At 66.4% G+C, this 21,860-nt stretch carries 20 protein-coding genes; 9 read left to right on the top strand and 11 right to left on the bottom strand.

What is annotated here, in order from left to right:
• Window positions 1-20 precede the first annotated feature (20 nt).
• A complete protein-coding gene (locus AC5Y47_RS21845) occupies window positions 21-989 on the top strand; it encodes an NADPH:quinone oxidoreductase family protein (RefSeq protein ID WP_499946337.1) in 969 nt (322 codons plus the stop codon).
• Here AC5Y47_RS21845 and AC5Y47_RS21840 read toward each other — a convergent pair.
• The 6 genes from AC5Y47_RS21840 to AC5Y47_RS21815 all read right to left on the bottom strand — a co-directional run bounded on the left by AC5Y47_RS21840 (window position 986) and on the right by AC5Y47_RS21815 (window position 10,311).
• Entirely contained in the window at window positions 986-2,701 is a 1,716-nt protein-coding gene (locus AC5Y47_RS21840) for a PE family protein (protein ID WP_499946336.1), read from the bottom strand. The two genes, AC5Y47_RS21845 and AC5Y47_RS21840, sit on opposite strands and share 4 nt — an antisense overlap.
• A 91-nt stretch (window positions 2,702-2,792) precedes the next feature.
• A complete protein-coding gene (locus AC5Y47_RS21835; protein WP_499946335.1) occupies window positions 2,793-4,628 on the bottom strand; it encodes a PE-PPE domain-containing protein in 1,836 nt (611 codons plus the stop codon).
• 140 nt (window positions 4,629-4,768) lie between these two features.
• Window positions 4,769-6,409, bottom strand: coding sequence for a PE family protein (locus AC5Y47_RS21830; RefSeq protein ID WP_499946334.1), 1,641 nt, complete (start codon window positions 6,407-6,409; stop codon window positions 4,769-4,771).
• A 121-nt stretch (window positions 6,410-6,530) separates the two neighbouring features.
• Complete coding sequence (locus tag AC5Y47_RS21825; protein ID WP_499946333.1) at window positions 6,531-8,174, bottom strand: PE family protein; 1,644 nt, start codon at window positions 8,172-8,174, stop codon at window positions 6,531-6,533.
• A gap of 75 nt (window positions 8,175-8,249) precedes the next feature.
• Window positions 8,250-9,098, bottom strand: a complete 849-nt coding sequence (locus AC5Y47_RS21820) for a tyrosine-protein phosphatase (RefSeq protein WP_499946332.1) — start codon at window positions 9,096-9,098, stop codon at window positions 8,250-8,252.
• The gene (locus AC5Y47_RS21815) at window positions 9,091-10,311 is read right to left on the bottom strand and encodes an acyl-CoA dehydrogenase family protein (protein WP_499946349.1); all 1,221 of its coding nucleotides are present in this window, start codon (window positions 10,309-10,311) and stop codon (window positions 9,091-9,093) included. The genes AC5Y47_RS21820 and AC5Y47_RS21815 overlap by 8 nt, the downstream gene beginning before the upstream one ends.
• 137 nt (window positions 10,312-10,448) lie before the next feature.
• Here AC5Y47_RS21815 and AC5Y47_RS21810 point away from each other — a divergent pair, with 137 nt between their 5' ends.
• From AC5Y47_RS21810 to AC5Y47_RS21795, 4 genes are all read left to right on the top strand, one after another.
• Window positions 10,449-10,898 (top strand): nuclear transport factor 2 family protein, encoded by a 450-nt coding sequence (locus AC5Y47_RS21810; protein ID WP_499946331.1) that lies wholly within the window; start codon window positions 10,449-10,451, stop codon window positions 10,896-10,898.
• Window positions 10,899-11,014: 116 nt separating this feature from the next.
• Entirely contained in the window at window positions 11,015-12,121 is a 1,107-nt protein-coding gene (locus tag AC5Y47_RS21805; protein ID WP_499946330.1) for a Re/Si-specific NAD(P)(+) transhydrogenase subunit alpha, read from the top strand.
• Window positions 12,122-12,451 (top strand): NAD(P) transhydrogenase subunit alpha part 2, encoded by a 330-nt coding sequence (locus AC5Y47_RS21800; RefSeq protein WP_499946329.1) that lies wholly within the window; start codon window positions 12,122-12,124, stop codon window positions 12,449-12,451.
• Window positions 12,448-13,872 carry an NAD(P)(+) transhydrogenase (Re/Si-specific) subunit beta gene (locus AC5Y47_RS21795; RefSeq protein ID WP_499946328.1) on the top strand — a complete coding sequence of 475 codons (1,425 nt, stop codon included), beginning with the start codon at window positions 12,448-12,450 and terminating at the stop codon, window positions 13,870-13,872. Before AC5Y47_RS21800 ends, AC5Y47_RS21795 begins: the two co-directional genes overlap by 4 nt.
• Here the strand turns inward: AC5Y47_RS21795 and AC5Y47_RS21790 are convergent.
• Entirely contained in the window at window positions 13,869-13,994 is a 126-nt protein-coding gene (locus tag AC5Y47_RS21790) for a hypothetical protein (RefSeq protein ID WP_499946327.1), read from the bottom strand. The genes AC5Y47_RS21795 and AC5Y47_RS21790 overlap by 4 nt on opposite strands.
• A gap of 162 nt (window positions 13,995-14,156) precedes the next feature.
• Between AC5Y47_RS21790 and AC5Y47_RS21785 the strand changes: the two genes are divergently transcribed.
• Complete coding sequence (locus AC5Y47_RS21785; RefSeq protein WP_499946326.1) at window positions 14,157-14,840, top strand: TetR/AcrR family transcriptional regulator; 684 nt, start codon at window positions 14,157-14,159, stop codon at window positions 14,838-14,840.
• Here the strand turns inward: AC5Y47_RS21785 and AC5Y47_RS21780 are convergent.
• On the bottom strand, window positions 14,781-16,196 hold the full coding sequence (locus AC5Y47_RS21780) for a PE family protein (RefSeq protein WP_499946325.1): 1,416 nt from the start codon (window positions 16,194-16,196) through the stop codon (window positions 14,781-14,783). The two genes, AC5Y47_RS21785 and AC5Y47_RS21780, sit on opposite strands and share 60 nt — an antisense overlap.
• A 157-nt stretch (window positions 16,197-16,353) precedes the next feature.
• On the opposite strand from AC5Y47_RS21780, the gene AC5Y47_RS21775 reads away from it, so the two are divergent.
• The 3 genes from AC5Y47_RS21775 to AC5Y47_RS21765 are packed head-to-tail and all read left to right on the top strand — an operon-like array spanning window position 16,354 to window position 19,588.
• Window positions 16,354-17,472, top strand: coding sequence for an NAD(P)H-dependent amine dehydrogenase family protein (locus tag AC5Y47_RS21775; protein ID WP_499946324.1), 1,119 nt, complete (start codon window positions 16,354-16,356; stop codon window positions 17,470-17,472).
• Window positions 17,472-18,230 carry a glucose 1-dehydrogenase gene (locus tag AC5Y47_RS21770; protein WP_499946323.1) on the top strand — a complete coding sequence of 253 codons (759 nt, stop codon included), beginning with the start codon at window positions 17,472-17,474 and terminating at the stop codon, window positions 18,228-18,230. The genes AC5Y47_RS21775 and AC5Y47_RS21770 overlap by 1 nt, the downstream gene beginning before the upstream one ends.
• Window positions 18,230-19,588 carry an FAD-binding oxidoreductase gene (locus AC5Y47_RS21765; protein ID WP_499946348.1) on the top strand — a complete coding sequence of 453 codons (1,359 nt, stop codon included), beginning with the start codon at window positions 18,230-18,232 and terminating at the stop codon, window positions 19,586-19,588. Before AC5Y47_RS21770 ends, AC5Y47_RS21765 begins: the two co-directional genes overlap by 1 nt.
• 51 nt (window positions 19,589-19,639) lie before the next feature.
• Here AC5Y47_RS21765 and AC5Y47_RS21760 read toward each other — a convergent pair whose 3' ends face one another.
• Genes AC5Y47_RS21760 through AC5Y47_RS21750 form a run of 3 tightly spaced genes read right to left on the bottom strand, consistent with a single transcriptional unit; the run spans window position 19,640 to window position 21,854 of the window.
• Complete coding sequence (locus AC5Y47_RS21760; protein WP_499946322.1) at window positions 19,640-20,182, bottom strand: TetR/AcrR family transcriptional regulator; 543 nt, start codon at window positions 20,180-20,182, stop codon at window positions 19,640-19,642.
• The gene (locus AC5Y47_RS21755) at window positions 20,179-21,006 is read right to left on the bottom strand and encodes a thioesterase family protein (RefSeq protein ID WP_499946321.1); all 828 of its coding nucleotides are present in this window, start codon (window positions 21,004-21,006) and stop codon (window positions 20,179-20,181) included. The genes AC5Y47_RS21760 and AC5Y47_RS21755 overlap by 4 nt, the downstream gene beginning before the upstream one ends.
• Before the next feature lie 35 nt (window positions 21,007-21,041).
• Window positions 21,042-21,854, bottom strand: coding sequence for an SMP-30/gluconolactonase/LRE family protein (locus tag AC5Y47_RS21750; protein WP_499946347.1), 813 nt, complete (start codon window positions 21,852-21,854; stop codon window positions 21,042-21,044).
• Window positions 21,855-21,860: the final 6 nt, after the last annotated feature.

The following is a 21,860-nucleotide window of genomic DNA, read 5'->3' as shown; positions in this document are numbered from 1 at the left end:
GCGAAAGCACCTCGCGCTTCATGAAAGCTTCGGTAGTACAAGAGCTTTCCGGTCCGTCCGGCCTTGTCTACACCGATGTCGAGGACGTATCCGATGGCGGTGGCAACATCGTCATCGAGGTACGCGCCGCCGGGGTGTGCTTCCCCGACCTGCTGCTGACCAAGGGCAAGTACCAGCTGAAGTTGCCGCCCCCGTTCGTGCCCGGGATGGAGACGGCCGGTGTGGTGCGGTCGGCGCCGGTGGACTCGGGTTTCCGTGTGGGCGAACGGGTTTCGGCATTCGGTGTGCTCGGCTGTTATGCCGAGCAGGTGGCCGTCCCGGTGTCGCACGTGATTCGCAGCCCGGCCGAACTCGACGACGCCGAATCGGTGTCGTTGTTGGTCAACTACAACACCATGTATTTCGCGCTGTCCCGGCGCGCGGTGATGCGGCCCGGTCAGACGGTGCTGGTGCTGGGCGCGGCCGGCGGGGTGGGCACCGCCGCCGTCCAGATCGCCAAGGCGATGGGCGCCAGCCAGGTGATCGGCGTGGTGCACCGCGAAGCGGCCATGGCCTACGTCAAGGCCCTGGGTGCCGACCAGGTGCTGCACCTGAGCGAAGGCTGGGTCGAGCGGGTGCTCGCGCACACCAACGGCCAGGGGGTGGACATCGTCGTCGACCCGATCGGTGGCAAGACTTTCGACGACGCGATCCGCGCGCTGGCGATCGACGGCAAACTGCTGGTGATCGGGTTCGCCGCGGGCAGCATCCCCACCCTGACGGTCAACCGGTTGTTGCTGCGCAACGTCGGCGTGCTGGGCGTGGCCTGGGGCGAATACCTCAACAAGGTTCCGGGCTCGGCGGTGCTGTTCTCGTCGGGGCTCAACCAACTGGTTTCGTTGGGCCTGAAACCGCCTCCACCACAACGCTATCCGCTGTCCGAAGCGCGAGCCGCGCTGCAGAGCCTGGACGACGGCGGCGTGCTCGGCAAGGTCGTGCTGGAGCCTTAGGCGAACAGGCTGTTGATCTCGGCGACGATGTCACTGGCCGCGTGCTGGAAGACCCGCACTTCGAACCCGGCCATCAGGACTCCCAACCCCACGGTCGCGGCGGCCGGCTTGCCGAACGCGTTGATCAGTCCGTTGACCGGATCTCCGTTGAGCGCCTGCAGTATTCCGTCGCCGAACAGGCTGATGTTGTAGGCCGGGAGGGCGGTCACGGCGGCATTGAGGATGTCGGTGGTGGGCAGCACAGTCGAGTAAGCCGACGCGGCAACGGCCGATGCGGTGTAACCGATCTTGAGGTTCGCGTTCAGTGCCGACTGGACGAAGTTCTGCGGCGACGACAGTGAGTACTGCGCGCCGGCCAGGATCTTGTTGCTGAGTCCCGCCGTGTCGACCGTCGGGATCAGCTCGACGAAGTCCGACGGGCCGATCAGCGAGACTTCGTGGCCGAAGTCGGCGATCCCCTGCTGGACTCCGGCGGCCAGCGCGGAGATGATCTCGCCGGGCGGCACCGGTGGGATCACGCCGAACCCGGTGGCGACGTTCGGCGGATCCGGTGACCAGCCGTTGGTGGTGCTGCCATACCCCAGGTTCACGATGACTTCGGTGCAGGGCTCGACGAGCGCGGCGAGCGGGTGACCGATGATCGGGATGGCCCGCAGCGGGGACAGGATCGGCAGGTTCTCGGTGGGAACCATGAAGTACTCGGTCAGGGTTGGGTGGGTGGTGTTCGTCAGCTGGATCGCGTTGGCCAGCGTTATGTCCGACAGGAACGGATAGCGGCCGTGTAGCTCGATGATGCCCAGGAATGCGTTGATGTCGGACACCACGTTGAGCGGGTATTGCGGGAAGCCGCCGAATCCGTCGTACTCGATGGTGTAGATGCGCGACGGGAACGAGTTGTCCGGGGTCGCCACGCCGAACACGTCCAGACCCAGGCTCGGTAATGCGAGCCCCGGAAAGCGCGCCAGCAGACCGCCGTTCGGATTGCTCGGATTGCCGACCAACGTGAAGTTCAGATGCTCGAACGGGCCGCCCGCCGGCACCGGCGTGTTGGTGGGGTTGAGCGCGATCATCTCCATCGAGGCGATGACCGCGCTCTGGGAGTAGCCGAACACGTTGACCTGAGTAGCGGTGAGTTTGCCGAAGGCGTCCCGAATCGCGTTGTCCAAGATGGTCAAGCCGCGCGCCGCCGACACGTCGAACGTCAGGTCCTTGATGCCGGTAAGGGGATACAAACCCTCGGGGGTGTTGATGCCGAGGTTGATTCCGCCGCCCCAGATCGGGTCGATATAGGCAAGGGGAATGCCCTGGATGTAGTCCTCGATCGGGATCGGATATCCGCTGGCGCCCATCACCAGCGTGAAGACACCGGCGGCAGGGGCTGCGGCGACATTACCGAGCAGCGACCGGATCGGCGACAGAACCGGATTGAGTGCGTTGCCGACGGCGTTGGCCAATTCGGTTTGTACGTAAGCCAATCCGCCGCCGGTCAGGATGCGGGCGAACTGCTCCTGGAACGCGGTCGCCTGCCGCGCGGCACCCTGGTACTCCGCGGCGAAGTCGTTCATCAGTTGCGCGAACGCGACCGAAACCTCGTCGGCGGCCGCGGCCAACACACCCGTCGCCGGGGTCGCTGCGCCGATCGCGGTGCGAAGTTGTTCCAGATCGGCTGCGGCAGTTGCGATCAAGTCCGGCTGAACGGCCAGGTACGACATGAGCCCATCCTTCGAATGACGAGGCCCCCCTGCCAGAGATCAGCTTAGGCCGACTGACGGTGCCGCATACGACTTTCTGAGAAAGCCTCCGCTACGAGATCACGTCGGTCGGAATCAGTGCACCGGTGAGGTTGTCGATGATCGAGGTGACCGTGTCGATCGTCACGATCAGCTGGAACCCTCCCGACAGGGTGAACAACGCGACGTCCGCGGCGATCGGGTTGCCGAACGCGTTCACCAGCCCCATCGGGTCGCCGTTGAGGGCCTGCTGGATGCCGTCCAGGAACAGGTTGAGGTTGTAGGACGGCAGGGTGGTGAGCAGGCTGTTCGCGATGTCGGCGGTCGGTAGCAGCGCCGCGTAGCCGTCGGCGGCGGACGCGGTGATGGCGGTGGTGATGTTTGTGTTCGCCGCCTTGAGCGCGTCGAAGACGCCGTTGACGGAGAAGCCGGTCAGCGACGGCACCTCGAACGGCAACCCGCCGCCTCCGCCGCCGCCCCCGCCGGTCGGCACCAGGTCGGTCAGCGACGGCAGCGTCGTCGGGACCATGCCCTGGATGTCGCCCACGAAGGCATTCCAGCCCTGGTTGGCCAGGACGATCTGGTCGCCGATGAAGTTCGCCGGGATTGGCGGGATCAGGCCAAACGGGGTGTGCACGTCGGCATAGCCGGTCGAGTAGCCGTAGTGCGGGTCGCCGTAGCCCCAGTTGACCAGGTAGGTCAGGTTCGGTTCGATCAGGTCCGCGATTGCATTGCCGAACACCGGGATCGAGCGGAACGGCTGGACGAGTGGCAGGCCGTCGTAGGTGATCACGTAGTAGTGGTCGGTGAGATTGCCCGGGGACACCGGCAATTCGACCATGCTGTAGCCGGGGGCCAGTGCGCCGTTCGCTCCGATGATGCTCGGATAATCGCCGTGCACGGTCTGGATACCGAGGAATGCGTTGAGGTCGGCCAGGAAGTTGATCGGATACCTCGGGAACTGCGTGTACCCGTCGTACTGCAACGAGAACATGTTGAGCGGATAGCCCGTGTTCGACGGCGTCGGGCCGAAGAAGTCCAGACCCAGCGCCGGCAGGGACAGGCCGGGGAATCGCGACAGCAGACCGCCGTTGGGCGCCATCGGGTTGCCCAGCAGCGTGAAGGTCAGTGGATTCAGCGGGTCGTAGGTTATTCCCGAGGCGACCAGATTGCGCAACTCGATCGAGGAGAGGACCGCACTCTGCGAGTAGCCCAGTACCGAAACGCTCTGTGGGTTCGGTCCTGCCATCAATCCGGTCGGCGAGAAGAGCGCATTGTGCAACATTTCGACGCCCCGCTGGACCGAGACGTTGAGCGTCAGATCCTTGATGGCGGTGAGCGGATACAGCCCTTCGGGAGTGTTCAGCGGGATCGACAGCGGATCGGTCACATGGAACTGGATCCACGGCCGCACCGCAGCCATGTAGGCCAGCGACGGTATCGGCGTGCCGCTGCCGGTCATGATCAATGCCACGTCGGTGGTCGGCAAGATCGTCGGAAGCGGCGTATTGACCGGTGTGCCGCCGGATATGGCGGGCGGCGCGAACAACGCCTGGATCGGTGCCAGCAGCGGCTGCAGCGGCGCCAGTAGCGCGTCGAGTGGCGATGCCGCGGCCAGCGCTGCCGCCCCGGCGATTTCGGCTTCGGCGTAGGCGAGGCTGGCCGTCGTCAATGCCCGGGTGAATTCCGCGTGAAACGCCGCCGTTTGACCGACGACCTGCTGGTACTCCAGGCCGAACACACCGAACAGGCGGGCCGCGGCTTCGGACACCTCGTCGGCGGCAGCGGCCGCCAAACCTGTGGTGGGGCCGGCCACCGCTGAGTTGATCTCGGCCAGGGCCGTCTGGAGGCCGGCCAGATTCTCGGCGGCGGCGGCCATCAGCTGCGGTTGCGTCGCTAGATATGACATCGGCGAATTCCCTTCACGGCCAAGGTATTTCGATACTCGACGGAGCTCGCTGACCCGGCGCTGAGGGTCATCATCGAGCCCGGCACCTGTCAGACTAGAACGGCCGCGTCGACCGCATAGTGCTTTTGCCGACTAAATATCTACGGGATCAGCGACTGGATGTCTTTGATGGTTGCGGCGAGGGCCTCGGTGATCACGAGGAATTCGACCCCGCCGGCCACCGACGCCAACCCGATGTCGGCGGCGATCGGGTAGCCGATCGCGTTGATCAGGTTGCCTTGCGCGAGCTGTTCGGTGAACAGCTGCACGTTGTAGGCGGGTAGCGACGTGAAGATCGACAGGCCGATGTCCGCGGTGGGAAGTAGCACGGCGTAGTTGGTCGAGATGATCGAGGCGACCGTGTTGACGATCTTGGTCGGGGACGGGAAGGCGGCCGCCTTCAGGGCGATATCGGACGGCGACGGCAGCGTCAGCGTCGGGGCGGTGACCGGTTGCGCGGCGATCGCCTGCAGGTCGGTGGCGAAGTTCTGGACACCCTGCTGGGTGCCGGTCGCGAGTGCGTTGAACACGTTGACCGGGGAAGCCGCACCCGTCAGGTCGGGGAACAGTCCGAACGGCGTCGGGATATCCGGGGGACTGGTGGAGTAGCCGTAGGCCGGGTCACCGTAGCCGAGGTTGACGAGCACCCTCGTGCTCGGCTCGAGCAGGTTGGCCAGCGGATTGCCGATGACCGGTATCGCCCGCAGCGGCTGCAGCAGCGGCAGGTGCTCGGTCGGGATGATGTAGTACTCGGTGTTGCCGGTGTAGCCCGGCGACGGTGTCAGCGGGATGGCGTTGTCGATCTGCGCTGGGGTCAGCGACAGGTATGTCGGATGAACGTAGATGATGCCCGCGATCGCGTTCAGGTCGGAGATGATGTTGAGCGGATACTTCGGGAAGTCGGCGAAGCCGTCGTATTCCAGCGTGTAGATCTTCGTCGGGTAGATGATGTCCGACGGTGTGGAGCCGTAGAAGTCCAGCCCCAGCGACGGCATCGACAGACCCGGAAACCGCGACAGCAGACCGCCGTTGGGGTTCATCTCGTTGCCGGTCAACACGAAGCTGAGTTGGTTGGCGAGCGGTGGGGCCGCACCGAAACTCGACAGACCGGCCGCGAGGTTGCGCATGTACAGCGAGGAGATGACCGCGCTCTGCGAAATCCCGAACACCGTCACGGTTTCGCCGAGGTTGTTGATCTGGTTGTAGACGGCGGTGTCGAGGATACTCAGCCCGACGCCGACCGATCTGTTGAAATACATGCTGCGCACGCCGGTGAGCGGGTAGAGCTCCTCGGGGGTGTTCAGGCCGATCTTGGCCAGGCCCGTACGGACGTACAGGTCGTTGGCCTTCTCGATGAACGTGGGCGTGACGATGGGCACTCCGGTGCCGCTCAAGAACAGCGATACCGAAGCCGCGCTGGCGGCCTGAGTCGGCGCCAGCAGCCCGCCCAGCGCGGCGGCGGCGGCCGATTCGGCGTTGGCGTAGGCGTTCGCCGCCGCGGCCAGCGACTGCTGGAACTGCCCCTGGAAGCCCGCCACCCGACCAAGCACATCCTGGTACTCCAGGCCCAACGCGCCGAAGAAATTCGCGACCGCTGCCGACACCTCGTCGCCGGCCGCCGCCAGCACAGACGAGGTGGGTGCGGCCGCCGCCGCGCTGGCCGCTCTGATCGCCGCCCCGATCCCTTCGAGATCCACCGCCGCCGCCGTCAGTGTGTGCGGCTCAGTCAACAAGAACGACATTCCCGATGTCCCTTCCCCGCGGCCCGGCGCGGCGTTGACGCAAGCGTAAGGGGACCGGGCGGGGCTGTCTGGCGTTTAGCGACAAGCGTTTTCGCTACCGAAACAGGAGCCGTCGCTCCGATCAGAAGGAAAGGCTCTGCAAGTCCTGAGCTATTTCCGCGGCTGCTTCCACGACCGCGATGAATTCGATCATGCCGCCCAGCGCTGCCAAACCGGCGGTGGCGGCGAGGGGGAGTTCGATCGCCCCCCTGATGTCGCCCTGAGCAAGCTGGCTCAAGAACAAGGTCGTGTTGTAGGCGGGCAGCGTGGTGGCGAAAGCCGTCGCCAGGTCGGCCGTCGGCAGTAGCACCGAATAGCCGGTGGACACGACCGACGCCAACGTGTTGGCGATGTTGACCGGGGTCGCCGGCACCGGGGGCGGCGACGCAGGCAGATATGCCTGGATCAGCGGCGGGAACGCGGGCGTGGGAATCACCGGCGGGGTCGTCAGCGCGCTCGGCGCCACCGCCAGGAAATCGTTGATGCCCTGATTGGTTCCGGCGATCAGGGCGTTGACGACGACGTCGGGCGGAATCTCCGGGAACAGCCCGAACGGGGTGGGCACGTTGGCCGGGCCGGTGGAGTAGCCGAAGTTGGGGTCGCCGTAGCCGAGGTTGACGAGCACCTTCAGATTCGGTTGCACCAGCGCCGCGATGGGTTCGCCGATGACCGGTATGGCCCGCACCGGATCCAGCAGCGGTAGGTCCGGGTGCGGGATGAGGTAGTACTTGTTGCTGGTGGTGCCGTCCGTCGGCAACTCGATGGCCGACGCGATCTGCGCGGGAGTCAGGTCGGCGTAGGTGGTGTGCACCGTGATGATGCCGAAAACCGCGTTGAGGTCGGACAGGATGTTGAGCGGATAGCGCGGGAAGTCGGCGAACCCGTCGTATTCGAGCGTGTAAGTGGTGGTCGGGTACGGCCCGTCCGGGGTGGCCCCGTAGAACGGCAGACCCAGCGTGGAGATGTTCAGTCCGGGGATGCGCGCCAGGATGCCGCCGTTGGGGTTCATCTCGTTGCCGGTCAAGATGAAGCTGAGCTGCGACGGGTCCGGAGCCAGCGGGCCCAGCGAGATGTAGTGCTGCATCAACAGCGAGGAAATGATGGCGCTCTGCGAGTAGCCGAAAACGGTGACGTTGTTACCGCCGTTGATTTGCTCCCACACCGCGGTGTTGAGGATTTGCAGTCCCTGCTGCACCGAGGTGGCCAACGGCAGGGATCGCACCCCGGTGATCGGATACAGCTGCTCGGGGGTGTTCAGCGCCGACACGATCGCGCCCGGCGCAAGTGGTTGGACGAACAGGGTGTTGATGGCGTTGAGGTACGCCGCGCCCGGTATGGGTGTTCCGGTGCCGCCCATGATGATTGCCACGCCAGTGGGACTGAACGGCGCCGCCGATGTCGGTATGGTGAGCCCGGCCGTCGCGGCCTGGATCAATTGAGCGGTGTTGATCGCTTCGGCGTTGGCGTAGTACTCCACGGTGGCGGTCAGCCGCTGCACCAACCCGTCGTAGAGCAACCCGAGATTGCTACTGACAGCTTGGAATTCGGAGCCGAAGCCGCCGAAGAAGTTCGCGATCGCAACCGACACCTCGTCCGCGGCGGCCATCGCGATACCGGTCGTCGGCACGGCCGCGGCGGTGGCCGCCGCACCGATGACCGAACCGATACCCGCCAACTCGGTTGCCGCCGCTGCCAATACGGGCGGCTGCGCGAAAACATACGACAAGCTCTATCCCTCCTGCGTCGAGGGTAGAGCGATCACACCGGGCTGTCTGGCCTTTGGCCGAGCTCATAGTGAGACTCAGTCGAGCAGTGCCCTGCGCAGCCGCGTCACGTGGTCGTCGGAGATGCCCGCGTCGCGCAGGTAGCCCTGCAGCGATCCGTGCGTCTCGTCGATCGATTGCCAGGCGGCGGTCAGATATTCGGCGCGCACACCCAGCACCCCGTCGGACAGCCGCGCTTTGGTGAACGTCTCGACCTCGGGAGTCAGTTCGACGTCGGCGCGCTGCTGGATCATCTCGGTGATGCGGTCGCGCAGTTGGGCTACCGCGTGGTTGCTGCGCAGGTAGTCGGTGACGATGAGGTCGCGGTCCAGCCCGACGGCCTCGAGCACCGTGGCGACCACGAAACCGGTGCGATCCTTGCCGGCGAAGCAGTGCGTCAGCACGGGTCGTCCGTCGGCCAACAGGGTGAACACCCGGTGCACCGCCCGTTGCGCCCCGTTACGCGTTGGGAATTGGCGGTATTCGTCGGTCATGTACTTGACCGCTTTGGCCTCGATGGCTTCGTCTGTTTCGTCCGCTTCGCCGTTGGCACCTTCGATCATCAGGCGCTTGAACGCGGACTCGTGCGGCGCCTCGTCGTCGGTGCCGCCGTCGGACTTGTCGTCGTCGGCGAGATCCGGGAACGGCAGCAGGTGGACGTCGATCCCGTCGGGAACGCGCCCCGGACCGCGGCGGGCCACCTCACGGGCCGCGCGCAGGTCGGCGACATCGGTGATGCGCAACTGCCGCAGCACCGCGCGGCCGTCGTCGTCCAGGCTGCTCAGCTCACTGGACCGGAACAGCCGGCCCGGACGCAGACCCGGCACGATGTCCGCGACATCACGAAAGTTCCACGCGCCCGGCAGATTTCGCAGACCGTCAGGCATGGCCGGTGACCGCCGCGGCGAGCGCGGACTGCTCCCCGCCGAGCTCTTTGCGCGCGATGGTGCGCATGTGGACCTCGTCGGGGCCGTCGAAGATCCGCATCGCCCGGTGCCACCCGTACAGCCGGGCCAGCGGGGTGTCGTCGCAGATGCCGGCGGCGCCGTGCACCTGGATCGCGCGGTCGATGACGTCGCAGGCGACCTGCGGGGCCACCGCCTTGATCTGGGACACCAACAGGTGCGCCGCTTTGTTGCCGTGCTGGTCGATGGTCCATGCCGCCTTCTCGCACAACAGCCGGGCCTGGTCGATCTCGTTGCGCGACTTGGCAATTGCGTGCTGCACCAGCCCCTGGTCGGCCAGCGGCTTGCCGAAGGCGATGCGGCTGTTGGCCCGGTGCACCATGAGCGCCAACGCCCGTTCGGCACCGCCGAGCGCACGCATGCAGTGATGGATGCGGCCCGGTCCCAGCCGCGCCTGGGCGATCGCGAACCCGGAGCCCTCCTCGCCCAGCAGATTGCTGGCCGGGACCCGCACGTTGTCGTAGACGACCTCGCAGTGCCCGTGCTGGTCCTGCCAGCCGAACACACCGGTCGAGCGGACCACGGTCACACCGGGGGTGTCGATCGGGACCAGCACCATGGACTGCTGCTGGTGGCTGGCCGCCTCGGGGTTGGTGCGGCCCATCACGATCAGGATCTTGCAGCGCGGGTCCGCCGCGCCCGAGGTCCACCACTTGCGGCCGTTGATCACGTAGTCGGCGCCGTCGCGCACGATCGAGGTCTCGATGTTGCGGGCGTCGCTGCTGGCGACCGCCGGTTCGGTCATGGAGAAGGCACTGCGGATCTCGCCGTTGAGCAGCGGCTCCAGCCAGTCCTTGCGCTGCTGCTCGGTGGCGAACAGGTGCAGCGTCTCCATGTTGCCGGTGTCGGGTGCCGCGCAGTTGAGCGCTTCGGGGGCTATCTCCAAACTCCAGCCGGACAGCTCGGCCAGCGGCGCGTAGTCCAGGTTGGTCAGTCCCGACTCGGCCGGCAGGAACAGGTTCCACAGACCGCGCTCCCGGGCCTTGATCTTGAGGTCCTCGACGATCGGCGGCACGGTGTGGTCGTCGGGCCCGGCCTCGTGCCGGTACTTCTCGTATTCGGCTTCGGCTGGGAAAACGAACTCCGTCATGAAGTCGGTCAATTTCTTGTGGTAGTCGCTGGCTTTGGCCGACATCGCGAAGTCCATGACCGCCACGATATAGCCGGGCGCGAGCAGACACAGAATCGCATCCGGGAGGCCGAATTAGTGCGATTCTGTGTCTTCTCGCGGGAGGTGCCCGCAGCGCGAGGTGACCCAGCTCGCGGGTAGAAATGGAGCCCATGCGCCCGTTCACTCTCGAGACCGCGCTGCAGAAGGTGCAAGCCGCCGAGGACGCCTGGAACACCTGCGACCCGGAACGGGTCAGCCTGGCCTACACCGTCGACTCGGTCTGGCGGAACCGCGACGAGCACCTGACCGGCCGCGCGCAGATCGTCGAATTCCTGACCCGGAAATGGCGGCGCGAACTCGACTATGCGCTACGCAAGAGCCTCTGGAGCTTCCATGACAACCGCATCGCGGTGCGATTCCAGTACGAATGCCGCGACCGCACCGGCCAGTGGTTCCGCAGTTACGGCAACGAGCTCTGGGAGTTCGACGACGAGGGTCTGATGGCCCGGCGCGAAGCCAGCATCAACGACGTCCCGATCGCCGAATCGCAGCGGCGAATCTTCGGCCCGCGGCCACAAAACGAGCGCAGCCAGGAAATACCGCTCTGGTAGTCGCGTTATTTGAGCAGGCCGATAGTCCCGTAGGGTGTCTGAGCAATCAGATCGGGGCCGGGTCCACAGACCGCTCCCAAAGCCAGTGAGACAGTGAGAAAGTTGATGCACGCGCCATGACAGAAGCGCAGACAGGGCTCGTAAAGGTCGGGGTTGTCGCCGAATCCGGAGCCGACGAGCGGCGCGTCGCGCTGGTACCCAAGGCGGTCGCGGGGCTGGTGAACAGTGGCGTGGCCGTGGTGGTCGAGTCCGGCGCGGGCGAGCGGGCGCTGCTGCCCGACGACCTCTACACCCAGGCCGGGGCCACCATCGGCGACGCCTGGGGAGCCGACATCGTGGTCAAGGTGGCTCCCCCGACCGCCGACGAGGTAGGCAAGCTGCGCAGCGGCCAGACGCTCATCGGATTCCTGGCTCCCCGCAACGCCGACAACTCGATCGGCGCACTCAAGCAGGCCGGCGTGCAAGCGTTCGCGCTCGAAGCCATTCCGCGTATTTCGCGGGCACAGGTGATGGACGCCCTGTCGTCGCAGGCCAACGTCGCCGGGTACAAGGCCGTGCTACTGGCCGCGTCCGAGTCGACCCGGTTCTTCCCGATGCTCACCACCGCGGCGGGCACCGTGAAGCCGGCCACCGTGCTGGTGCTCGGTGTCGGCGTGGCCGGCCTGCAGGCTTTGGCCACGGCCAAGCGCCTGGGTGCCCGGACGACGGGGTACGACGTGCGCCCCGAGGTCGCCGACCAGGTGCGTTCGGTGGGCGCGCAATGGCTCGACATCGGTATCGACGCGGCCGGTGAGGGCGGGTACGCCCGAGAGCTGACCGACGAGGAACGCGCCCAGCAGCAGAAGGCCCTGGAAAAGGCGATCAGCGGCTTCGACGTCGTGATCACGACCGCGCTGGTGCCGGGCCGTCCGGCGCCGCGCCTGGTCACCGCCGCCGCGGTGGAGGCGATGAAGCCGGGCAGCGTGGTGGTGGACCTGGCCGGGGAGACCGGCGGCAACTGCGAGCTCACCGAGCCCGGCCAGGTCGTCGTCAAGCACGACGTGACCATCGCGTCGCCGCTCAACCTGCCCGCCACCATGCCCGAGCACGCCAGCGAGCTGTACAGCAAGAACATCACCGCGCTGCTGGACCTGTTGATCAAGGACGGCCAACTCGCGCCGGACTTCGACGACGAGGTCATCGCGGACTCGTGTGTGACCCGCGAACGACAGAAGGACTCCTAGATGTACGACGAACTATTGGCCAACCTGGCGATCCTGGTGCTGTCCGGGTTCGTCGGGTTCGCGGTGATCTCCAAGGTGCCCAACACCCTGCACACCCCGCTGATGTCGGGCACCAACGCCATCCACGGCATCGTCGTGCTCGGCGCGCTGGTGGTGTTCGGCAGGGTGGAGAACCCGTCGATCGCGGTGCAGATCATCCTGTTCGTGGCGGTGGTGTTCGGCACGCTCAACGTGATCGGCGGCTTCATCGTCACCGACCGGATGCTGGGCATGTTCAAGGGCAAGAAGAAGGCGCTTCCCGCTGCCAAGTCGGAGGAGGCCGCCAAATGAACTACCTCGTGATCGTCCTCTACATCATCTCGTTCTCGCTGTTCATCTACGGCTTGATGGGCCTGACCGGCCCTAAGACCGCGGTGCGCGGCAACCTGATCGCCGCTGTCGGCATGACGCTGGCGGTGGCGGCGACATTGGTGATGATCCGGCACACCAGCCAGTGGCCGCTGATCATCGCCGGGCTGGTCGTGGGCGTGGTGCTCGGCGTGCCGCCGGCACGGTTGACCAAGATGACCGCGATGCCGCAGCTGGTGGCGTTCTTCAACGGCGTGGGCGGCGGCACTGTCGCTCTCATCGCGCTCTCGGAGTTCATTCAGACGTCCGGTTTCTCCGACTTCAAGCACGGTGAGTCGCCGACCGTCCACATCGTGGTGGCTTCGCTGTTCGCCGCGATCATCGGCTCGATCTCGTTCTGGGGCTCGATCATCGCGTTCGGCAAGCTGCAGGAGATCATTTCGGGCGCACCGATCGGCTTCGGCAGAGCGCAGCAACCGATCAACCTGTTGCTGCTGCTCGGGGCCGTCGGCGCCGCGGTGGTCATCGGTCTGAACGCGCATCCCGACCTCCCCGGAGCGTCGTTGTGGTGGATGATCGGCCTGCTGGCCGCGGCCGGTGTGCTGGGTCTGATGGTGGTGCTGCCGATCGGCGGCGCCGACATGCCGGTGGTGATCTCCCTGCTCAACGCCATGACCGGGCTGTCGGCCGCGGCGGCGGGACTGGCGCTGAACAACACCGCGATGATCGTCGCCGGCATGATCGTCGGCGCGTCCGGATCCATCCTGACCAACCTGATGGCCAAGGCGATGAACCGGTCGATCCCGGCCATCGTCGCGGGTGGCTTCGGCGGCGGCGGTATCGCGCCCAGCGGTGGTGACGGCGGCGAGAAGACCGTCAAGGCCACCTCGGCCGCGGATGCTGCCATCCAGATGGCCTACGCCAACCAGGTGATCGTGGTGCCGGGCTATGGGCTGGCCGTGGCGCAGGCACAGCACGCCGTCAAGGACATGGCGGCGCTGCTGGAGGGCAAGGGCGTCGAGGTCAAGTACGCGATCCACCCGGTCGCCGGCCGGATGCCGGGGCACATGAACGTGTTGCTTGCCGAGGCCGAAGTCGACTACGACGCGATGAAGGACATGGACGACATCAACGACGAATTCGGCCGTACCGACGTCGCGATCGTCATCGGCGCCAACGACGTCACCAATCCGGCGGCGCGCAACGACTCGTCCAGCCCGATCTTCGGCATGCCGATCCTCAACGTCGACAAGGCCAAGTCGGTGATCGTGCTGAAGCGGTCGATGAATTCGGGATTCGCCGGTATCGACAACCCGCTGTTCTACGGCGAGGGCACCAGCATGCTGTTCGGGGACGCCAAGAAGTCGGTGACCGCGGTCGCCGAGGAGTTAAAGGCTCTCTAAACCGGTGGGTAGGCCGGCGGCGGATAGCCGTTGCCGGACTCCACACCGCGCAGACCCCAGGTGAGATAGCTGAAGAAGAACTCGATCTCGTCGCTTCCGTCGTAGTCAGGACTCGGGTCCATTACTCCGCCTTTCTGATCGCGACTGAGGTTCTCCGGCGAGTCTAGTCCCATCCACGTCGCGGCAACAGGTGGCACCGGTCGTAAACTGTCCAACCAGTTGATTGGTAAATGCCGCGTCCGGAGCCGTCGGCCCAGCTCGGCAGCGACGAAGAGTGAGTATCGATGCCGTCCGAAAATGGACTTTCGCGCCGCGAGGAATTGCTTGCCGTCGCGACCAAGTTGTTCGCGGCCCGCGGCTATCACGGCACCCGGATGGACGACGTCGCCGACGTGATCGGGCTGAACAAGGCGACGGTCTACCACTACTACGCCAGTAAGTCGCTGATCCTGTTCGACATCTATCGCCAGGCCGCCGAGGGCACGCTGGCCGCGGTGCACGATGACCCGGACTGGACCGCCCGCGAAGCCCTGTACCAGTACACCGTTCGGTTGCTGACCGGGATCGCCGCCAACCCGGAACGGGCCGCGGTGTACTTCCAGGAGCAGCCCTACATCACCGAATGGTTCACCAGTGAACAGGTGGCCGAGGTTCGCGCCAAGGAAGTGCAGGTCTACGAGCACGTGCACGGCCTGATCGACCGGGGCATCGCCAGCGGCGAGTTCTACCCGTGCGACTCGCACGTGCTGGCGCTCGGCTACATCGGGATGACGCTGGGCGCCTACCGGTGGTTGCGGCCCAGCGGACGACGCACGGCCAAGGAGATCGCGGCCGAGTTCAGCACGGCGCTGCTGCGCGGGTTGATCCGGGACGAGGCGATCCGTACCCAGACACCGCTGGGTGCTGGATCAGTTGAAAATCGGCGGAATGACGTGCAGCACGTCCCCGAGAGCGCCGCTCAGCAGTGATATCGCCGTCACCGGAGGCTGGCTGAGCGTCGGGCCCAGGTAGAGGTTCAGCCCCGGATTGGTCGACGGGACCCACGGGTAGGCGTCCGGGAAGTGCTCGGGTCCCCATAGGCCCGCCTGCACGCCGATCTCCACCGCCGCGCCATACGGTCCCTGCCACAGGCTCTGGCCCAGGTAGTAGGCGACGTTGATCGGGTTGGGGATGTTGATCAGGCCGGCCGGGGTGGGCAGGTCTGCGTACCCGTAATCCGAGTAGCCCAGGTCGACCATCACGCGCAGGGCCGGTTGGAAGATGTCGGCGATGACCGGTCCGGCGTAGGGGATGTCGCGGATCGGCTGCAGCAGCGGCAGATCCTGCGTCAAGAACATGTAGTACTCAGTGGCGCCGTTGTAGCCGGGCGACGTCGGCAGTGGGATGGCATCCAGCGCTGACAACGTCGGGTAGTTACCGTGCACGTAGAAGTAGCCCATGAGCGCGTTGACGTCCGCCAGGATGTTCAGCGGGTACTGCGGAGCGTGGGCCACGCCGTCGTACTGGGCGGTGAAGATCTGCGTCGGGTACGGGTTGCTGGCCGGGGTGGCACCGTTGAACGGCACGTCCAGGATCGGAATGTAGAGACCCGGGAAGCGTGACAACAAGCCGCCGTTGGGGTTGTTGCCGGCGGCAGCCATGATGAAGGACAGGTCGCCGCCTTGGTAGGGCGATCCGGCCGCCATCAGAGCCACGATCTCGTTGTGGATGATCGAGGCGCTCTGCGAATAACCGAAGGCGACCACCTTGTTGCCAGCGGCGATCTGGTTGTGAATTGCGCTGTTCAGCGCTGCCACGCCCTTGGTGACGGACTGGTTGTAGGTCATGTCGCCGAGGTCGGGAGTGATCGGCCAGAACTGTTCGGGTGTGGTCAGACCCGTGGGGATATAGCCGGGGAAGAGCTTCTGGATCCAGTTCGTGTTGATGTCCGCGATGTACTTGGCGAAGGGCAGCGGGTTGCCGGTGCCGCCCATGATCAGCGCGATGTTGGCGGCCGCCGGTGCCGCCGGGCCGGGTGCGAGCAGGGATGTCAGCGTCGCAGCGGCCGCGGATTCGGCCTGGGTGTAGGCCGCGGCCGCGTTGGAAAGCGTTTGGGTGAACTGGGATTGGAACGCCGCCGCCTGCCGCACCACCGCCTGGTATTCCTGACCGTAGGCGTTGAACAGTGCGGTGATGGCCTCCGACACCTCGTCACCGGCCGCCGCCAGCACACTCGACGTCGGGACGACCGCAGCGGCGTTGGCCGCTCGGACGGCCGCGGCAATGCCGTCGACGTCGACAGCCGCCGCCACGAGCGTCTCTGGAACCGTTATTACGTGCGACATCTCCCCGTCCTTCCCCGCCAATTCGTAACCGCGGGTATGAGGTAATGAACAGAGGGTAGAGCGGCGTCGCCCCGAATTCCGGCGTTTCGCGCGCGAAAAATTATGGACTACTGTCTAGAAAAGTTCGGATCTTGCTCAGTTCCACGGAAGGACGCTCATGGCGATTCGTGTCGCCCACGTCGGCACCGGAAATGTCGGCGGGCTGGCGCTGGCCGAACTCATCACCGATCCGCGCTTCGAACTCACCGGGGTATGTGTGTCCACGCCGGAGAAGGTGGGCAGGGATGCCGGCGAACTGTGTGGTCTCGGTCTGGACGCCCCGACGCAGACCGGCATCCGAGCCGTGAACGACCTCGACGCGTTGTTGGCCACCGGTCCCGACTGCGTCGTCTACTGCGCCATGGGTGACACCCGGCTGCCCGACGCGATGGGCGACGTGATGCGCATACTCGTCGCCGGCATCGACGTCGTCGGATCGTCGCCCGGGCTGTTGCAGTACCCGTGGGGTGTCATGCCCGACAAGTACATCGATCGGGTGGAAGCCGCTGCGCAGCAAGGGAAGTCGAGCATCTTCATCACCGGAGTCGACCCCGGCTTCGCCAATGACCTGATTCCGTTCGCGCTGGCCGGAACCTGCCAGCGCATCGAACAGGTGCGGTGCATGGAGATCCACGACTACGCCAGCTACGACGGCGCCGAGGTGATGCACTACATGGGGTTCGCCCAGCCCATGGACCACATTCCGATGCTGCTGCAGCCGGGTGTGCTGAGCATCGCCTGGGGTACCGCGATCAGGCAGCTGGCGGCCGGCCTGGGCATCGAGGTCGACGAGATCACCGAGTCCTACCAACGTGAGCCGGCGCCCGAAGACTTCGACATCGCCGTCGGACACGTGGCCAAGGGCACGGTGGCGGTGCTGCAGTTCGAAATTCGGGGCATGGTCAACGGTCACCCCGCCATCGTCATCGAACACATCACCCGGTTGCGTCCCGACCTGCGGCCCGATCTGCGTCAGCCCGCCGCCGGCACCGGCTCCTACCGCGTCGAGATCACCGGCGAGCCTTCCTACGCCGTAGACATCGTGCCGACCAGCCGCAAGGGCGACCACAACCACGCGGCGATCGCCGGTGCCGCGGGCCGCATCGTCAACGCCATCCCGGACGTGATCGCGGCCCCGCCCGGCATCCGGAGCACGCTGGACCTGCCGCTGGTCACCGGCAAAGGACTCTTCGCACCGAACGATCTGATCCCTAGAACCGAAAGGAGTTCCCGCTGATGGGACGAGAAGGACGGGTAGCGGGCAAGGTCGCCCTGATCAGCGGCGGTGCCCGCGGGATGGGCGCCGAAGACGCGCGGCTACTGGTCGAGGAGGGCGCCAAAGTGGTGATCGGCGACGTCCGCGACGACGAGGGCAAAGCGCTGGCCGCCGAGATCGGCGACTCGGCGCGCTACGTCCACCTCGACGTCACCCAGCAGGACCAGTGGGAAGCCGCGGTGCAGACGGCAATCGGGGAATTCGGCAAGCTGAACGTGCTGGTGAACAACGCCGGCATCGTCGCGGCCGGTCCGCTGCGGGAATTCCGGATGGACAAGTGGCAGCAGGTGATCGACGTCAACCTGACCGGCACCTTCCTGGGCATGCGGTCGGTGGTGGATCCGATGACCGAGGCCGGTGGCGGCTCCATCATCAACGTGTCCTCGATCGAGGGGATCCGCGGGGCGCCGTTCGTGCATCCGTATGTCGCGTCCAAGTGGGCGGTGCGCGGGGTCACCAAATCGGCGGCACTGGAACTGGCGCCGCTGAACATCCGGGTGAACTCACTGCACCCCGGGTTCATCCGGACCCCGATGACCGCGCACCTGCCCGAGGACATGGTCACCATCCCGCTCGGCCGTCCCGCCGAATCACGCGAAGTCGCAACGTTTGTCGTGTTCCTGGCCAGCGACGAAGCCTCTTATGCCACCGGCAGTGAGTTCATCATGGACGGCGGGCTGGTCACCGATGTGAACCACAAAGATTTCAGCGCTGGATGATGCTCGCGGGCCTGGCCGCCTCCCTGGGTGGGGTCGTCGGCTCGAATCACGTCGTCACCGACCCCGACGTCCTGGCCGGTCGCAGCGTCGACCACACCGGGCGGTACCGCGGGCAGGCCAGTGTGCTGGTACGCCCGGGCTGCGGGGACGAGGTAGCCGAGGTGCTGCGGATCTGCCGCGACGCCGGCGCCTTCGTGACCGTGCAGGGCGGCCGCACCTCGTTGGTGGCCGGCACCGTTCCCGAGCACGACGATGTGCTGCTGTCCACCGAAAGACTTTCGGCGATAAGCGATGTCGACACGTTGGAGCGCCGCGTGGTGGCCGGGGCCGGCGCGACCCTGGCGGCCGTGCAACGGGCCGCCTCCGCGGCCGGCCTGGTGTTCGGGGTGGACCTGGCGGCGCGTGACACCGCGACCGTCGGCGGCATGGCTTCGACCAATGCCGGCGGCCTGCGCACCGTCCGCTATGGCAACATGGGCGAGCAGGTGATCGGCCTGGACGTAGCGCTGCCCGACGGTTCGGTGCTGCACCGGCACAGCCGGGTGCGACGCGACAACACCGGCTACGACCTGCCGTCGCTGTTCGTCGGCGCCGAAGGCACCCTCGGCGTGATCACCGCGCTGGACCTGCGCCTGCACCTCACCCCGTCACACCGCGTGACCGCGGTGTGCGGGTTCGACGACCTCGAGGAATTGGTCGCGGCGGGTCGGATCTTCGCCGAGGTGGACGGGATCGCCGCGCTGGAATTGGTCGACGGGCGCGGAGCCGCGTTGATCGAGGCCGAGCTGGGTTTCCGCCCGCCGGTGGACGGTGACTGGTTGCTGCTGGTGGAGCTGGCCGCCGACCACGACCAGACCGAGCGGCTGGCCGAGCTGCTCGACGGTGTCGGGGCGGAGCCGGCGGTCGGCGTGGATGTGGTTGCGCAGCAACGGTTGTGGCGTGTTCGGGAGGCGCTGGCCGAGGTGTTGGGTGTGTACGGGGCGCCGTTGAAGTTCGACGTGTCGCTGCCCCTGCCGGCGATCCCCTTGTTCGCCCGCGACGCGGTGGATTTGGTGCACCGGCACGTCGATGATGCGCTGCCGGTGCTGTTCGGGCACATCGGCGAGGGCAACCTGCATCTGAACGTGCTGCGCTTCCCGGTCGAACGCGAGCCGGCGTTGTACGCGGAGATGATGGACCTGATCGCCGGTAGCGGCGGCAACGTCAGCTCTGAGCACGGCGTCGGCAGTCGCAAGCGGCCCTACCTTGGCATGTCCCGCGAGGCGGCCGACATCGCGACGATGCGGGCGCTCAAGACGGCGTTGGACCCCACGGGCTACCTGAATGCCGCGGTGCTGTTCTCGCGCGAGCAGACGTAAAAGCCCCCAAAAGGCGTCCTTTTGGGGGGCTTTTGCGTCTGCTCGCGGCGGTTAGTCGCTGTTTTTGATGCCGACCGCGTGCCGTAGCTGCGCGAGGAACTCGTCGGCGTCGTCACTGCGAACCACGTAGTGCGAGATCGCAATTCGGATCACCGTCGCCGCCTTCACCGCGGCGTTGGGTCCCGGCAGCAAGCGTTGCAAACCGGCGCGCATCTCCGGGATCACCCCCGACATCTGCGCGATGACATGCTCGGGCTCGATGTCGACCATGCGCACCCCCGAGTAGGAATACTGATAGTCGACGATGAATCTCAGTGCGGCATCGAGCCTTTCGGCGCCCTTCAACCCGGCGGTGGCCTTGGCCAGGCCGATTTCGAAGACTTCGCGTTCGTATCGCGAGAACGCCGACATCAGTTCCTCTTTGGAGGCGAACCACCGATAAAGGGTAGGCCGCGACACCCCGGCCTGGGTGGCGACCTCGGAAAGGCTGAGCTTGGTCTTGCCGCTGCGTGCCAAGACCTCCGCGGTGGCGGCCAGGATGCGTTGGCGGGTGGAGCTGTCGGATTCGAAAGTGTCTACCGCAGCTTCACTCATGACTTCACCTTCGGTGGTCGGGGCCGCACCAAGACCGATTGCTGGATGGCGCCGACGGCGCCGTGTTCGTCGAACAGCGTCCCGATCGTCGTGCCGATACCGTCGGGCCCGTAACTGGTTTCGGCGCGTATGCCGATCCAATCCCCGTCGGGCACCCGGAAGACGTGCACCGCCAGGTCGGTGTTGAGGAAAGTCCACTTGCTGATGTCCAGCGTGCTGCCGATGCCGTTGGCGCAGTCGGCCACCGCGAACAACCGCTCCAGCGGTGTCATCGTTTCGCCCGCGACCAGATCGGTGATTGGTTTGATCCAGGATTCGCCGCCACCGGGGGACAGCGGTTCGGTCAACCACAGCCACTCCAAGCTGTGCACGTAGTTGCGGTCCCAGCCCAGGGCCTTCATGTTGCGTTCGCGCGCTTCGGAGCGCGGGCGGGGCAGCGGCGTCGACGCGTGCGCGACGGCTTGCGTGTCGAGTTGTTGCAGCCGCCAGCCGCTGGCACGGGCGACCGGCCGGGGCTGCCCGTCGGGACCCGGCGCAAGCATTTCGGCGGTCACCAGCTCGATCTGCTTGCCGCCGCGTTCGATTCGCGACCGCATCCACAAATCGCCATCAGCGGGCACCGGGCCGAGCAGGTCGATGACGACCCGGCTCAGGCGGGTGTCGTCGCGCACCTCGCAGCGCTCCAGCCCGCGCACCAGCAGCCCCGACACCGGACCACCGTGCTGGATGGCGGCCGACCACGTGCCTCGGGCCAGGTCGGTGGCCCGGAACTTCTCGCCGGGCCCGTCGGCCGGGTCGATCAGCTCGTAGTACGAGTCGGACATGCATCCACCTTTTCGTGTCAGGGCAGACCTTACGTTCAGGGCAGGCCGGGGACCTCGACCCGCACGGCGTCCAGCCGCGACAGCCGGGTGCCCACCAGACGCTTGGGATAAGCATCGGTGCTCGACAGCAGAAACAGCGTGCGCCGCTCCGGGCCGCCCAGCGCGCAGGCGATTGCCACCCGGTCGCCCATGTCGATGCGGTCGGTCACCTCCCCGCCGTCGGTGATCCGCTCGAACTGGTGCGCCAGCGTCATGGCCGCCCACACCCCGCCTTGGGCGTCGAGCGCGATGCCGTCCGGCGGCCCGTCCAGATTGTCGGCGAAGATCCGCCGGTCGTGCAGCGCGCCGTCGTCGTCGATGCTGAACGCGGTCAGTCGCCGGCCGACGGACTCGGCGACGATCATCGTCCTCCCGTCTGCGGTGATGACCATGCCGTTGGGGAAGTCGAGATCCTCGGCGACGACGGCGGCGCGGCCATCGGGGTCGAGGCGGATGATGTTTCCGCCTTCGAATGCCTGTGATCCGATGTAAGCGCGGCCGGCCCGGTCGACGACCATGTCGCCGAGGCTGGCCGTGGCGAGCTCGGACAGGTCGGCGATCGGGTCGGTGGTTTCCCCGTCATAGCCCAGCACGAGTCGAGCCTCGGTCGACACGATCAACAGGGTGCCGTCGGGCCGGAACCCCAGGCCGGCAGGGGAGTGCCCCGGCAACGGCAGCGTGGTCAGGGAGCCGCGGAGGTCCGAGGTGTGGACGGCTTCGCCGAGCATGTCGGAGAACCACAGCAGTCCCTCGAACCAGCGCGGGCCCTCGCCAAAGCAAAAGCCGTGGGCCAGCGGGGTCGGCACCATCGAGCC

This window comes from Mycobacterium sp. NGS22 (assembly GCF_059813095.1).
The sequence above is the reverse complement of the archived record's forward strand: the minus strand, read 5'-3'. Positions and strand labels throughout refer to the sequence as shown.